This is a genomic window from Paenibacillus sp. FSL F4-0236, assembly GCF_038000135.1.
Lineage (GTDB): Bacteria > Bacillota > Bacilli > Paenibacillales > Paenibacillaceae > Paenibacillus_AQ.
The window spans coordinates 1,505,287-1,519,703 of sequence record NZ_JBBOBK010000001.1 but is presented as its reverse complement, the minus strand read 5'-3'; the positions used below and the strand labels follow the sequence as shown (position 1 = coordinate 1,519,703).

The following is a 14,417-nucleotide window of genomic DNA, read 5'->3' as shown; positions in this document are numbered from 1 at the left end:
AATCGCTTGATACTATTACAGATCTCTATGAATTCTAATTATAGTTGTGTATCCCAATAGCCACAAAACGGATCCACAGGATTAACTCCTTTAAAGGAGGAACGCCCCACAAGCTTCTCAATCAGTGCATCTACCACATAATTACTTGGTGAATAGGCATTAATGAACGTTGGTATACGCGGGACGTCGATCAAATGATAAGGATTCGCTACAGAAATGAACATCGTTGGCATTTCTTGAATAAACCATGGCATGTCTGCCCCAAATGGAGGTGCCCAATTAATCCGTACAACGGTTTGATTACTATGGGTCTCCAGATTTGAGATATAGACCGCAGCATCATAGTGATCCGTTAACGCTTTTACACCTCCGAACATGGCACTGAAATCAACTTCACTCTTATTAAAGAGCGTTACCTCGAATCCTTCCTCTTTTAGCTTGGAAATGAAGTACGGTGCAATATCTGCCCCTCCGAATAAACCTTCCTCGCCTCCTAGTGTGAATACAAGTAGACGTTTGTGACTCTCAGGACTAATGGGGAGCATCTCCTGTGTATCCTTCACTAATGTTACTGACTCATCTGCACATTCCTGAGCCCAACGCACATGCTCTTCGCAAGCAAGGACGGCAAGGGCTTCTTTTTCTGGAACGAGCGTGCCTTGTTGTTTCTTCTTATGAAGTCCCAGCGCAGCTTTCACTGCAAGAATACGAGTCACTGCTTCGTTCACGCGCTCCTCCGTCAGAATGCCGGTCTCAATTCCTTTCATCATATAGGCAAAGTCTTCTTCTAAACTCTTGTTAAAGAGGAACATATCACAACCCGCAGCGATGGATGTCGGAACCGCTAGCTCCCGCTTCATTGCCATTGTGAATCCCGCCATTGGCGTAGCATCTGTAGTAATTAATCCATTAAAGCCGAGCTTGTTACGCAATAAATCATTTAAAAGCTCAGGAGCTAACGTTGCAGGCATAATCTCCAAATCTGTAATCCCCGGACGTAATTCTCTGGAATAGGCGGGATGAGCGATATGCCCTACCATAACCGTATGTGCGCCAGCTTCTATACAATCCGCGTATACCTTCCCAAAGGTAGCATCCCACTCTTCCACTGAAAGTGAGTTAATAGAGGTCAACAAATGCTGGTCCCTTTCGTCAACGCCATCCCCAGGGAAGTGTTTAATAGATACGGCCATGCCATGCTCTTGAATCGCTTCGGTGTACGCCTTGCTCATGCGAGCTACTCTCTGCGGATCAGAACCGAATGTTCTAACATTGGTTATCGGATTACGGAAATTATAGTCGATATCGAGAATGGGTGCGAAAGCCCAGTTACAGCCTACAGCACCACCCTCCCGCGCGGCAATGATACCAAGTTTACGAGCCATTTCGGTATTATCCGTCGCCGCCACTTGCAGCTGCTTACCGAAGAAAGTACCCTCTGCCGCAGAACCATTACCTCCTGCTTCAAGATTAGCTGCAATTAGCAGCGGAATATCCGATGTATCCTGTAAGTAGCGATGTGTTTCTTGCACCAGCTCTCCTGGGCCGGGACGGAACATAATCCCGCCAATCTTAATCCCTTGTGTCAAAAGTGCCAGCTGCGTCTTATCATCGGTGAACCCGATCGGGCAAAATAACTGCCCGACCTTGCCCGCCAAATCCAGAGAGGCTAAGGTTTGTTCCACCCATTTAATCCCCTCATCATCTAGATGAAACGGTTTAGCTTTCAAATCTATCATGTCTTTTATCTCACTCTCCCAGATTTATTTATTGGAATTCAATAGATTAATCAGCTCATCTAACCCTTGTTCCGTCATAGCACCTTGACTGAACATAACCATTGCACGAATCGGCATGTTGCGCATCATCTCGATCATCATTTCCGAGCCATCCTGAAGCATGGGCATCATCTCACCAGCTTGTGACAGCATGGCTTGAATAATAGCAGCAGCCTGTGGATCTCCCATAAGATCACCTATAGTTGAATTACGGGTATAGGATTTAGCGAGGGATACAGTTGATTCAACAACCACAGACTCAACAAGCAGGATCTCTTGGGAGGAAGCTCCCACCAAAACTTCAAATTCACCGGTTTCCACATGCCAATCTTTCAGCTTCACGTTATAATAAGCAAACGCTCTGCTATCAAGCGTAAAGCTTACCTGCTTCGTTTCCCCAGGCTGCAGATCTACCTTCGCGAAGCCCTTTAACTCCTTCTCTGGCCGCACCACATTACTGAGTACGTCTTTTACATATAGCTGTACTACTTCTTTGCCTTGCATAGCGCCAGTATTGGTAACCTTCACGCTTACTTGCAGCGTGTCAGTATCTTTCAAAGAGTGCGAACTTACCGAAAGATCAGAGTATGCAAATGTTGTATAGCTGAGACCATATCCAAACGGGAATAAAGGTGTTATCCGCTTAGCATCATAGTAGCGGTATCCTACGAACAATCCTTCCTTGTATTCAACAGTATCTCCTTCGCCAGGGAAATTTAAGTAGGAAGGATTATGTTCCAGCTGTAAAGGGAAGGTCTCTGCCAGCTTACCTGATGGGCTTACGTTTCCGAATAACAGATCGGAGATGGCACCACCAAGCGCTTGCCCACCTAGATAACCCTCAAGCACAGCTTTGACGTTGCTGATCCAAGGCATTTCAATGGCCGATCCGTTACTCAACACAACGACAGTGTTAGGCTGAACATCAGCGACTGCTTCGATCAAGCGGATCTGACTCTCTGGAATACGAAGATGAGTCCGGTCGTAGCCTTCAGACTCATAGCGCTCTGGCAATCCGACGAACACAATCGCCGTATCTGCTTGTGAAGCGGCTTCTATGGCTTGCCCAATAAGTTCCAGACTCGGCTCATCGCTATCAGAAACGTAACCTTGAGAATAACTCAATTTCGCATATGAACCCGCTTCTTCTAGAAGGCTGTAATATATATCATCCAACCTAGTTGGCTTGATATGTGAGCTTCCACCACCTTGATACCGTGGATTACGGGCGAAATCACCGATCACGGCATAGGAGCCCTCACGTTTCAGAGGAAGCAACCCATCCTCATTTTTGAGTAGCACCATACTTTCTCTGGCAGCAACTCTAGCTAATTGGTGATGTGCCTCAGGATCATAAGAAGCATTTTCTTTGTCATTCTCAACAGCTTTGAAAATAATAGAAAGCAAGCGACCCACCGCACGATCCAGTGCTGCTTCAGATAATGTTCCGCTCTGAACCGCATCGATAATCTTCTGATCACCGGCACCATTACTTGACGGCATTTCTAGCTCCAAACCTGCAGCTAAGCCTTTAGCTCGCTCATTCACCGCACCCCAGTCAGAAACTACGAACCCTTCATGTCCCCATTCTTCTTTTAATATATCCGTGAGTAAATACGGATTCTCTGAAGCATACTCACCGTTCACCTGATTGTAGGAGCACATAACGGTCCATGGCTGCGCTTTTTTCACAACGCTTTCGAAGCTCGCCAAATAGATTTCCCTTAGTGTACGCTCATCTACAATTGCATCTACAGACATACGCCGATGCTCTTGATTATTTGCAGCAAAGTGTTTTAACGAAGTTCCTACGCCTTGGCTCTGAACGCCTTCGATATGGCCTATTGCCATCTCGGAGGATAAATACGGATCTTCAGAGAAATATTCAAAATTGCGGCCGCATAAGGGTGAACGTTTAATATTAGCTCCAGGCCCCAGTAAAATAGAGACATCTTCTGCCTGACACTCTTCCCCAATGGCTGCGCCTACCTGCTTCATTAGCTCCCGGTCCCAAGAGCAAGCCATTCCAGCTCCTGCCGGAAAACAAGTAGAAGGGACACTATCGAATATACCCAAATGATCATTCCCAGCTTTTTGCTTACGCAGACCATGTGGACCATCTGTCATCATGATGGATGGAATACCTAGACGTTCGACGGCTTTTGTCTGCCAGAAATCTAGTCCTGAGCAAAGACCTGCTTTTTCCTCTAAAGTCATTTGTGCAATAATTTCTTGAATGTTAGGTACCATGTTCATTTCACTCCTTATGAATGACTAGTTTCTTTACATAGCGATAGAAGAATTGCGACGTTCCTCGAGTTCACGCATCATAACGGGTTGATCCTTGTCAAGACGATAGAACAACAGCAAAGTAATCATAATAATTTGGCCAATAATCGGTGCCCACAAATAGTTAAATGAAATCGCAGCTAATGCGGATTCTGACTGCGCCGTGGAGTTAGCTACATAACCACCCATCGACAATATCACCCCACCAAGTGCTCCACCGAGTCCCATCCCCACCTTAACCCCAAAACTAGCAGCTGAATAAAGTAGGCCTTGTGCCCGAACACCTGATTTCCACTCCCCATAATCAACCGTGTCGGCCATCATTGCAAAAATCAGACCTGCTCCTACTCCCATGCCAAGCCCGCTTATAAGAAGCCCTGCCAACAGCACCGGAACAGAAAGGGCATTCCCCCCAGTAATTGCAATAAGGTAGCCAATGATAGAAACCACTGATCCCATAATAATTGTGTTCCTTTTCCCAATTTTCTTCACTACAAAAGGAGCGATCACCATCGAAAATATCATCAACAATTGCATCGAATTCACGATAGGAATGAGTTCAGGCTTTTTCATATAATAGGTCATATAATAAATGCTGGTCTGTCCTTGTATCGATGTTGTGATCCACAGGAACAAGCTCATCAGAAGCATTATCAACCAAGGTACATTGCCTTTGAGCGCTTTAACACCTTCTCGCATCGGAAGCGGTTTTTCATCAATGGCTTTTACGCGTTCTTTAGTGTTCGCAAACATGTTTAGAAACAGCAGCAGTGCAATGCTTGAGAACAAGATCATGGTGACCAGAAAACCCTTTGCTTGATCGCCACCACCAAAAGCTTTCACAAGCGGCATCGTTCCAGCACTAACTGTAACAACCCCAATCACGGCGAATATCATACGAACCGTATTGATCACTGTACGTTCATTAGAATTACTAGTCAGACTTGGCAGGATTGCAGACAGTGGTAGATTAATACCGGAATACATAATACCGAGCACGGTGTACGAAATGTATGCGTATACAAGTTTGCCCGTATCACCAAAATCCGGCGTCAAAAACATAAGTACTGCAGTCAAGCTGAAAGGAACAGCAAGCCAAAGAAAATAGGGTCTGCATTTCCCCCACTTTGTTTGCGTGCGGTCAATCATGACACCAATGAACGGCTCGACGATCGCGTCGATTACCCGTGCAACAAGAAATACCACAGCTACTGCACCAGGGTTCAGACCAAACACATCCGTATAGAAGTACATGAGGTAAAGTGTTGTCATCTGGAATATCAGATTTGACGCGGTATCCCCTAGCCCATAACTGATTCGCTCTCTCCATGGCATTTGATTTTCATTCATACTACCATCTCCCCTGCGCCGCATTTTGTTAGCGCTTTCTTAATTGCATTGTACTGAAGCTGATTCTTTTAAACTGTCCGTATTTTAACGAAAATAGGGGGCATTTTTATCTTTTAACAGAGCGGTAGCGTTAGGCTGACTATTAGGATACAGATCAACCTTAAAGAGCTTACAGAACAGCAGCATACAAGTAATTGTAATAAATGCTCCAAATAATACATCCGTTGCAAAATGATCTCCCATAATGACGCGGCTAGTCGAGGTGCTGATTCCCCACACTACCGCACAGACAAGCATGATATTGCGCCATTTATTAGCGAAAGGCATAAACATCATCCACAGCATCATGGTCCAGCCATTGGCAGAGTGACCCGAAGGAAAGGATTTGTATGCTTCCGTTGTGACGCCGTTCTCTTGAATGCCTTGGGGGAGAAACCAGCTTGTAAATAGAGAATAATCGCCCTCCATATTACGAAAACGCATCCTGCCCCAAAAGATTTTGAGGACATTTACAAGCAGAATCTCCGCGAATACGATCACGATAGCTGCCCAAGCAGCACGATTATACTGTCTTAGCGTTTGAACAGCTATACGGTTCAATAGCCATTGACACAACGTTGCAAATAGTACGGTTATAATTAAACTGTTGATCATAACATGATCTCCATCCAGCCCATACCCACGAGTTAAAGTAATCGTTATAATACCAAATCCACTAAGTAGGATGAAAAATCCGGACACCAGACGGACCATAATCTTCTTTATCAACCGTTCATTTCTAACCGTACTAAATAGAATACTCCCAGCTGCGAATAACACTAGAAAAGCTGGATGTTCTCCATATACCTCAAAAAACCAACCAAACCGCGATTCATGTTCGTTATACAGAGCTTTGGATAGATTCAGATCATTAAACGTAAAGATCGTCATTAACATGACCCATACTATAAGAAATCCCCATATAAAACGTTTTGTCCCTTTTGTCGTCATCTCCTCATCCCCTTTATACTCATTTAGGAAACGCTTACATTTGAGATTATAAAGCTCCATTCATGAATTCGGATAGGCGAATAATAACTAAAACTAGGGTAGATTTTAACCCTCCTCTTATGTGAAAAAGTGATCAATAAATCAAAAGGATCGTTTATCTACAATAAGCAAAAAAGCCTAATCCCTTGTACACACTGAAAGGAGATTAGGCTTTATGGTACAAACGATTAGAAAAGGAAATAAACTAACACCACACCTTCAACTAACAAAATCAGTGAAACGATATGTTGTTTCGTATGCTTTAAAAATTTCCAATCAATAAATGACTGAAATCCTAGGGAAATAATTATGAATACAATCCAAAACCACTTCATTCCCATCCCCTGTACGCCATCAGCTATCATTATGACAATTACCGAAATTAATCCAATAAGTCCGAGTATTAATTTACCTTTTATATTTAGCTCATTACCGTCGTCAGAAAGTTTTTCTTTATCCGGGCCAACAATCCATATCCTTAGAAAAAAACCAGAAAAAGCAATAATTAATAATAAAAATGGAATGATCAATCCTGATGCCCTCCTTCTAAGAAGTTATTCATATTTATTTCTTATCATTAGTTCTTTGATTTCTCTTAACTCATTTAATATTTCTTTTGATATTTGCGTACTTCTAGAGTTATCGATGCCTAATTTAATCACGAATACTCCAAGCAAAAAATAGATGACTAGCATTACGATAATACTCAACTTATCTCCACTCCCCTCTTTATCGTTTGATTCTTAAAAGATGTAGTTAGTGATACCATAATTATTCCTATGATACCATAATAAGGGTGTATGATTAACGCATGAGAACTTGTTTCTAACTTGACAAAAGATCTGCATTTTCGATAGTATAGATAATATCTCGATTATCAAGATATTAGATTTGCGAGAGTATTTTGAAACCTGAACAATTTAAACTGAAAAGAGGGACCACAATGGCAGTACTTATTCTATACGCTACAAAATCAGGGGCAACAGAGCAATGCGCAAAGGTATTATCAGAAGAGCTTCCTCAGAGTAAGATCTGTAATATTGAAATAGAGAAGCCAAGTCTTGAGGCATTTGATAGCATTATTTTAGGTGCTGGAGTAAGAGACGAGAAAATATATAAAGCGATTCGTGATTTTATCAAAAAAATAAAGATGAGTTACTAAATAAGAAGATGGGCTACTATATTTGTAACGAAAAACCAAAGACTACGGAGGAGTTAATTGAGAAGAATTTCCCAGATGATTTAAAAAAAGCTGCGGTTTGCATCGAATCCTTTGGCGGTTATAAAGCCTATAAGGCTCCCAAAGAAGGTACTGATCAGCTCAAGGGGATTTTTGTAGATAAAATAAAAGAGTTTTCTAAGAATTTTAAATAGGGAATATAGAATTTTCTAATAAAAATCCTGTTATCCAGATATATTATCTGGATAACAGGATCTTTTTTAATAAAATATACTTAAATGGTTTATTACTACTTGATTGTCAATTCAAACTTCGCACCCACATCGCTTACAAATACAATCTTCCCGTTATTCGGAAGTTTAACTTTCGTAAGACCACTGACAGTAGAGAAATTTACACACACACCATTCGCATCATAGACAGCAAAGGAACCTTTAGGTGGTAGCCCTACTGTCATCAACTTGCCTGATGCTGTCTCAGGTACTTCATACCATCTCGCATATCCATCTGCTTGAATGGTTACCAATGATTGCGGGCCGGCATAGACAGGTTTAATGGCATCCTGCGTTATAAATAATTGGTTTCCAACCTTGAGATACTCCACGCCCTCTTTATTTTCAAAAACAATATCCGCAAGATCGCGCCCACCTAAAGTTGGAATTTGCACGGTCATTTCAGCTTTATTCGGCCCAGTTATTTTATTTGAGCCCATATAGCCCGGTGCATCAGGGAACATAGCAATTCCAGCTACTGGCATACTCATGTAAAATTGTGAGCTATACTTCTCACTGACATCAAAATACAATTTCCCTTGACGCTGCTGCCAAGCTGACAAGACCTCATTGGATAAAGCGTTTGCCTCTAGCTTTTCAGCCGAATATTGAGAAAGAGCAGTCTCACCAAGCCCTGGAATGACCCCGTACCCTTGAATCCAAAGGTAGACACGACCATTGCTTTCCTTCACAAAGCTGACTTTATTAGTACCCGTTGCATCTAAGAATTCACCGTTTGTATTATACGAAAATTTCTGACCTGGAAATGTAGGTGCCATAATTGAAGATATACTCAATTCCCCAGCTTTACTAATCTCTATCTTCATCAGTTGTGTAGAATCAGCATAGACACCAGCATACTCCAGCAATCCCTGCGGCATAACCTCTTTGTTCGAAGCTTTAAATGTAGGTGTAGGTTTTAGTTCCTTGATAACTCCCTTTTCTTGTAGCGCACTGAGCAATATTTCGTTAGCAAGCATCTGATCGGTTGTGCTATCCCCACCAGAAGATACCACAGCTGCTGCCATCTGCTGATCAGGCAATACAACAAGTGAAGTATGATACAGAGTTGTATCCCCACCCTTTGTCAGAGCTTTGATCTCGTACTGATTGAATGGATATAAATTTACACTGTCCCAGCCCAATCCATACGCAAACGAATTATCTTTTCCTTTTGGCCACATTCCACGCTTGTACTCCTCTTGCTCCATCGCTTTTACTGATTTTTCTGACAGAATTTCTTTCGATCCTCCAGTGAAAATAGTTGCAAATCGCACCAAATCTTCAGCCGTAGAATAGATGCCCCCTGTTCCAATCACGTTAATCGTCTCTTGGGGTAAAGCGGCAGGGTAGGTAGCATTGTATACACTTGCCAGCTGTCTAGAATCCACAGAATCTACTGGCGTTTTCGTATGCCCAAGCCCTAAAGGACCTGTAAAATTCTGATGGATGAATGTAGTGAAGTCCATTCCACTAACTTTCTCAACAATCAACTCCGCCAGCGTAAATCCATCATTACAATATACTGAGTAGGCTCCTGGATCTGCCTTTAGGCGTTGAGTTGTCAAAGTCGCTAGCAAATTATCTTTGGCGATAGAATCAGAATCATTGAATAAGAAAGAGTTTGATAAGTTCGAACCCCCAAGACCTGATGAATGATTCAGCAGCATTCGTACGGTGATTTGCTTATAGCGTGAATCTTCCATTGTAAAATTATTCAGATACGATACGACAGGTGCATCCAAATCTACCTTTCCTTGATCAACGAGCTTCATAATAGAAGCGGTCGTATACATTTTACTCGTCGAGCCAATTCCATACATCGTTGTAGTGCTTGGTGCTGTCTTGCTCTCCACATGGCTGTATCCAGCTGTGCCGCTCATAACGATATTATCGCCATCGATAAGAGCATATTGGAGACTTGTCGTTCCTATCTTTTCCGTTAAGAATGCTGCCTTCTCTGCCGCGAGCTTCTGAGTGTTCACATATGTTTGCGTTTTGCTGCTATCCGCTGCTAATGCATTCGTAGGAAGATAAACTACTAAAAGTAAAGATACCATCAACAGGGATATTATTTTCTTCTTCATACATTCCCTCCCGCTATGAATTTTCCATTCCTTTAAAGGGTAAATTATCCATATGAGAATGTAAAGGACGTTTATATCATTATCTAATCCATTAATTCTACTTTGTCTCCGATTCTGATTTCCCCTGTCTTAACTACAGAAGCGTACACTCCGAAGTGTAGTTCAAACTCTTGGTTTAGTTTTTTCAATAACTTAGGGTCTCTTTCCTGACTATCCGGGTCCATCGTGATAACCATACATCTTTCACAAAAACTATCTACCTGTAGCTGAACATCTCCTATGGAGAGCTGCCGCCCGATCCAATCCCCTTCGAAAAGAGATTCATCGCTTAGAGCTATAACAAAGTTCCCACGAAACCGGCGCTGATCTAAGGAATGTCCCCACGCAGCCTCTAGCTTCTTCAAACTAGCATCCGTAATGAGTAAAATACTGGCGCCATCCACCGATAACAGTTGCGGGTGCTCTGGCTGTGGATGTGAAGCTTTTATACTAGACATGGTAATTCGCGTTTTAGTTTGGCTTTGGATTTCTTCCAATAAATGCTCATCCCACCCAAAGGTTCGTCCATCCGAAGCCCTTACATGAATTTCTCCATTGATAAATTGCGCTTGGTAGGTAAGCATTTTAGGATTATTTCTAGCCGTAAAATACCGCCACCAGCCCTCTTTTGACTCATCATAAAAGGCACAGAAGCGATCCCCTAACATTCCATACGATTCTATTACACAGGTTTCCAATCGTTCACCTGCAAATGACTTGACTGGATAGCGATTAACTTCTCTGATTTCACCTACGATTGATTTCACGGTACAACGCCTCCACTTTCTAAAAATACAACATATCCTTTAATTCTAACTGAAATCGTTTGACTCTTGCACCCTTATTTTCACAACAACACATAGCTATTTCGAACGATTCTCGATCACATAAAAATTTATATATTTTATTTGATTATATGTTTTATACTATGACTATTACATATAGTGGAAAGAATATGAGAGGTGAATAGCAGTGCGGTCCAATGAATTCCAAAGTTTTGATTTTGCTTTTACTCATGCTGTAATTGGAATGGCTCTAGTTTCATTAGATGGAACGTTCCTAAAATGGAATTCAGCCCTAAGTACCCTATTGGGATATGATCATAACGAGTTAATAACACCTTCACCATCCGTCCGAACCCTTCTAAGTCAGATCCATGAAATTGCTGAGCTTGGAAGGTCTCTTTCCTCTATGAACATCCATCCGCATCGATTCCAACAGGACTACTACCTACCAACCGGACAGCTGTTATCATTAGAGATCTCCATATCTATCGTTTCGGATGCTAATGGTGCACCCCTATATTATTTTACTCAATTTGAGAACAAGACCTTGATCAGGCATATAGAAACTCAGCTGCAAGAAGCGGAAAGCAGTCTACTAGAAAAAGATAAATCATTCCTGCAACTCCTGGAGGGATTACCTCTGACCGTTGTTATTACAGCAAAAGGGATTATTCAGTATGTGAATTCAGCGGGCTTACAGTTAATCCATGCGGAGAGCCTGAATCAATTGATGGGTACATCCACTACTAATATTGTAGACCTTACCAATCATGCAATCCTCCAAGAACGAAGGGAAAGATATTATAGTGGTGACACGATTGGCTCTGTTTGCTACTTAATTAATTGCTTAAATGGTCAGCAGAAATTTGTGGATGGATTCACATTACCGATTATCTTCAATGGAAACATGGCATTTATCGGAATATTTAAAGATGTCTCTCAGCAAATGCTGGAAGAAGAACGGCTAATCCAATCCGAGAAATTATCTACCGCAGGGCAATTAGCAGCTGGAATCGCTCATGAAATCAGAAATCCGCTTACCGCCATTAACGGCTTTATGAAGCTGCTTCGCTCTTCCGAGCGCATGAATGATAAATATTTTTTCATTATTGAGTCAGAATTGAAACGCATCGAATTTATCGTCAACGAGCTACTGGTTTTATCCAAGCCACAAACGACGCATGTCAGTAAACCAGTGGATTTATTATCTTTACTAGAACAAGTCACCACACTAATGAATGGACAAGCTGCACTGAAAAACCTTCAGATCCTCCCTGTCTGTACAGATCACTCCATATGGATCCATGGTGAGGCTTATCAGCTGAAACAGGTATTTATTAATTTACTTAAAAATGCGATGGAAGCCATGAATAGTGGAGGAAATATATATATTCATGTGCTTACAAATGAAAGCGAAGCCCGAATCAGCGTGCAAGATGAAGGGTGCGGGATGACAGAGGAACAGATTAAAGCACTTGGTAAACCATTTTATACGACAAAAGAAACAGGAACAGGCCTTGGATTTATGATCACGCAGAATATTGTACATAATCATGGCGGAGCGATCACTGTAGAAAGTGTCCCTGAGCAAGGCACAACATTTACGGTAACCATTCCAAAAATTTTAGAGCCAGAGGAAGCTGTCATATAACATAAGAAGTTCCGGAATCGCAACATCGTGCAAGAATGCACCTGATTTTCACATTATAATGCTTATACATAACTGGAAAAGAAGGTGCAGCAGTGACTCGTGAAGTTCGGACCATCGTCTTCGATAGCGGCTTGAATTTTGAGGCGTATCGCTTTGAAGGGATCATGCAGAAATTCCCTAACCATTTTCATGACTATTACGTTATAGGTTTTATTGAACAAGGCAAAAGACTTATGATTTGTAACAATGAAGAACATATCCTTAACAGCGGAGATGTTATCATCTTTAATCCGCAGGATACCCACACCTGTGAACCGATGGACGGAAACTCCTTTGATTACCGCGCCTTCAATATTCAGCCTGAGATAATGCGTAAGTATGTGTTTGAAATTACCGGCATGGACTACTTGCCTCGGTTCACACATAATGCGCTTTACCAAAGTGAACTAGCAACCTCATTACACGATCTACATCAAATGATATTAGAGGATCAAACTGATTTTCAAAAAGAAGAATTGTTTCTGTTTCTCCTGGAGCAGCTTCTGAGGGAATATTCCGATGCAGAGCCCTTCTATTCTTCACAAGACCTTACCTCTGAAATCAAAACCATTTGCGAATACATAGAGACTCATTATGCGCAGAATATTACCCTCAATCAATTAAGTGAATTGACAAGCTTAAGCAAATATCATTTACTGCGTTTATTTACCAGACAAAAAGGGATATCTCCTTATCGATACTTGGAAACCATTCGGATTAATCAGGCCAAACGACTTTTAGAACAAGGAGTACTCCCCATAGAAGTGGCCTCACTAACCGGATTCAGCGATCAGAGCCATTTCACAAATTTTTTCAAAAAATTGATTGGCTTAACCCCTAAGCAATACATGCGTATATTTATTCAACAGCCGGGACAAACGCGATCAACGGAACGCATGATATGATGGATCAACGCAAGACCCATACGGGACATCTGCTGGCACTAATTACGATTATCATCTGGGGAACGACCTTTATCTCTTCAAAAATACTATTAACGGATTTTACACCTGTTGAAATCCTGTTCTTCCGCTTTCTTTTGGGTTACTTTGTATTGTTACTGATCTATTCACGTCCAGTGCGAACGAAATCCTTTAAGGAAGAATTACTATTTATTTCAGCAGGATTATGTGGAATTACTTTATATTTTCTTCTAGAGAACATTGCCCTAGTCTACACCCTTGCTTCCAATGTAGGCGTGATTGTCTCAATTGCTCCATTCTTCACAGCTGTGATTGCTCACTTCTTTTTGGAGGAAGAGAAATTTCACCGTCAGTTTATAATAGGATTTGTAATTGCGCTGTCAGGAATTATTTTAATCGGGCTAAATGGAAGTTTTCTTCTAAAACTGAACCCGATCGGAGACCTCTTGGCTTTCATAGCCCCTATGGTTTGGGCCATTTACTCTGTATTAATGCGAAAAATAAGCGATTTACAGGTTCATACGATTGGGGCTACCCGTAAAGTGTTTTTTTATGGAATCCTATTTATGCTGCCAGCTTTATTTATCTTTGATTTTCATTTGGATCTAAGTAGATTCAAAGACACCCAAAATATTACTAACATCCTCTTTTTAGGACTGGGAGCCTCAGCTTTATGTTTTGTCACCTGGAATCGAGCTGTAGGCATTTTAGGAGCCGTAAAAACAAGTGTGTACATATATATTGTGCCTGTAGTTACGGTGGCAGCCTCTGCCCTTATCCTGAATGAAAAGATCACCTGGGCAACTTTGCTGGGAACCTTCTTGACGCTAACCGGTTCATATATTTCTGAACGCAAACCGAAATAATCATTCATCTCCTAGGATTAAAATACGAAGCTATTCCAATATATGGAGTGGATCTAAAAACTAATTAGGGACAATTTCCCTAATTCATCCTAAACGCGAAAAAAGGGGCGTACCGGAGTAGCTTAATGC

At 41.7% G+C, this 14,417-nt stretch carries 12 protein-coding genes; 5 read left to right on the top strand and 7 right to left on the bottom strand.

Going from position 1 to position 14,417, the window contains the following annotated elements:
- Window positions 1-38 precede the first annotated feature (38 nt).
- The 5 genes from NSQ29_RS06910 to NSQ29_RS06890 form a co-directional block, all read right to left on the bottom strand.
- The gene (locus NSQ29_RS06910) at window positions 39-1,739 is read right to left on the bottom strand and encodes a glycoside hydrolase family 3 protein (protein WP_341124657.1); all 1,701 of its coding nucleotides are present in this window, start codon (window positions 1,737-1,739) and stop codon (window positions 39-41) included.
- A gap of 24 nt (window positions 1,740-1,763) precedes the next feature.
- Entirely contained in the window at window positions 1,764-4,028 is a 2,265-nt protein-coding gene (locus tag NSQ29_RS06905) for a beta-glucosidase family protein (RefSeq protein WP_341124656.1), read from the bottom strand.
- A gap of 33 nt (window positions 4,029-4,061) precedes the next feature.
- Window positions 4,062-5,417, bottom strand: a complete 1,356-nt coding sequence (locus NSQ29_RS06900; protein WP_076286555.1) for an MFS transporter — start codon at window positions 5,415-5,417, stop codon at window positions 4,062-4,064.
- A gap of 84 nt (window positions 5,418-5,501) precedes the next feature.
- Window positions 5,502-6,407: a phosphatase PAP2 family protein gene (locus tag NSQ29_RS06895; RefSeq protein ID WP_341124655.1), complete on the bottom strand. Its 906-nt coding sequence runs from the start codon at window positions 6,405-6,407 to the stop codon at window positions 5,502-5,504.
- 227 nt (window positions 6,408-6,634) lie between these two features.
- Window positions 6,635-6,976, bottom strand: a complete 342-nt coding sequence (locus NSQ29_RS06890; protein WP_042189760.1) for a DUF4181 domain-containing protein — start codon at window positions 6,974-6,976, stop codon at window positions 6,635-6,637.
- A gap of 413 nt (window positions 6,977-7,389) precedes the next feature.
- Here NSQ29_RS06890 and NSQ29_RS06885 point away from each other — a divergent pair, with 413 nt between their 5' ends.
- Both NSQ29_RS06885 and NSQ29_RS06880 read left to right on the top strand, forming a co-directional pair.
- Complete coding sequence (locus NSQ29_RS06885) at window positions 7,390-7,608, top strand: flavodoxin domain-containing protein (RefSeq protein WP_341124654.1); 219 nt, start codon at window positions 7,390-7,392, stop codon at window positions 7,606-7,608.
- Between the two features lie 8 nt (window positions 7,609-7,616).
- Window positions 7,617-7,820: a hypothetical protein gene (locus NSQ29_RS06880; protein ID WP_341124653.1), complete on the top strand. Its 204-nt coding sequence runs from the start codon at window positions 7,617-7,619 to the stop codon at window positions 7,818-7,820.
- A gap of 95 nt (window positions 7,821-7,915) precedes the next feature.
- On the opposite strand, the gene NSQ29_RS06875 is transcribed toward NSQ29_RS06880, so the two are convergent.
- The gene (locus NSQ29_RS06875; protein ID WP_341124652.1) at window positions 7,916-9,985 is read right to left on the bottom strand and encodes a serine hydrolase domain-containing protein; all 2,070 of its coding nucleotides are present in this window, start codon (window positions 9,983-9,985) and stop codon (window positions 7,916-7,918) included.
- Between the two features lie 83 nt (window positions 9,986-10,068).
- On the bottom strand, window positions 10,069-10,791 hold the full coding sequence (locus NSQ29_RS06870) for an MOSC domain-containing protein (RefSeq protein ID WP_341124651.1): 723 nt from the start codon (window positions 10,789-10,791) through the stop codon (window positions 10,069-10,071).
- Between the two features lie 205 nt (window positions 10,792-10,996).
- Here NSQ29_RS06870 and NSQ29_RS06865 point away from each other — a divergent pair, with 205 nt between their 5' ends.
- The 3 genes from NSQ29_RS06865 (at window position 10,997) to NSQ29_RS06855 (ending at window position 14,288) form a co-directional block, all read left to right on the top strand.
- Window positions 10,997-12,460: an ATP-binding protein gene (locus NSQ29_RS06865; RefSeq protein ID WP_341124650.1), complete on the top strand. Its 1,464-nt coding sequence runs from the start codon at window positions 10,997-10,999 to the stop codon at window positions 12,458-12,460.
- Between the two features lie 92 nt (window positions 12,461-12,552).
- Window positions 12,553-13,404 (top strand): AraC family transcriptional regulator, encoded by an 852-nt coding sequence (locus tag NSQ29_RS06860; protein ID WP_341124649.1) that lies wholly within the window; start codon window positions 12,553-12,555, stop codon window positions 13,402-13,404.
- Window positions 13,401-14,288: a DMT family transporter gene (locus NSQ29_RS06855; RefSeq protein ID WP_341124648.1), complete on the top strand. Its 888-nt coding sequence runs from the start codon at window positions 13,401-13,403 to the stop codon at window positions 14,286-14,288. The genes NSQ29_RS06860 and NSQ29_RS06855 overlap by 4 nt, the downstream gene beginning before the upstream one ends.
- Window positions 14,289-14,417 lie beyond the last annotated feature (129 nt).

Bases quoted from the DNA above. Each gene is read 5' to 3' on its own strand.
- NSQ29_RS06910 (WP_341124657.1), bottom strand. From the start codon at position 1,739: ATGATAGATTTGAAAGCTAAACCGTTTCATCTAGATGATGAGGGGATT.
- NSQ29_RS06905 (WP_341124656.1), bottom strand. From the start codon at position 4,028: ATGGTACCTAACATTCAAGAAATTATTGCACAAATGACTTTAGAGGAA.
- NSQ29_RS06900 (WP_076286555.1), bottom strand. From the start codon at position 5,417: ATGAATGAAAATCAAATGCCATGGAGAGAGCGAATCAGTTATGGGCTA.
- NSQ29_RS06895 (WP_341124655.1), bottom strand. From the start codon at position 6,407: ATGACGACAAAAGGGACAAAACGTTTTATATGGGGATTTCTTATAGTA.
- NSQ29_RS06885 (WP_341124654.1), top strand. From the start codon at position 7,390: ATGGCAGTACTTATTCTATACGCTACAAAATCAGGGGCAACAGAGCAA.
- NSQ29_RS06880 (WP_341124653.1), top strand. From the start codon at position 7,617: ATGGGCTACTATATTTGTAACGAAAAACCAAAGACTACGGAGGAGTTA.
- NSQ29_RS06875 (WP_341124652.1), bottom strand. From the start codon at position 9,985: ATGAAGAAGAAAATAATATCCCTGTTGATGGTATCTTTACTTTTAGTA.
- NSQ29_RS06855 (WP_341124648.1), top strand. From the start codon at position 13,401: ATGATGGATCAACGCAAGACCCATACGGGACATCTGCTGGCACTAATT.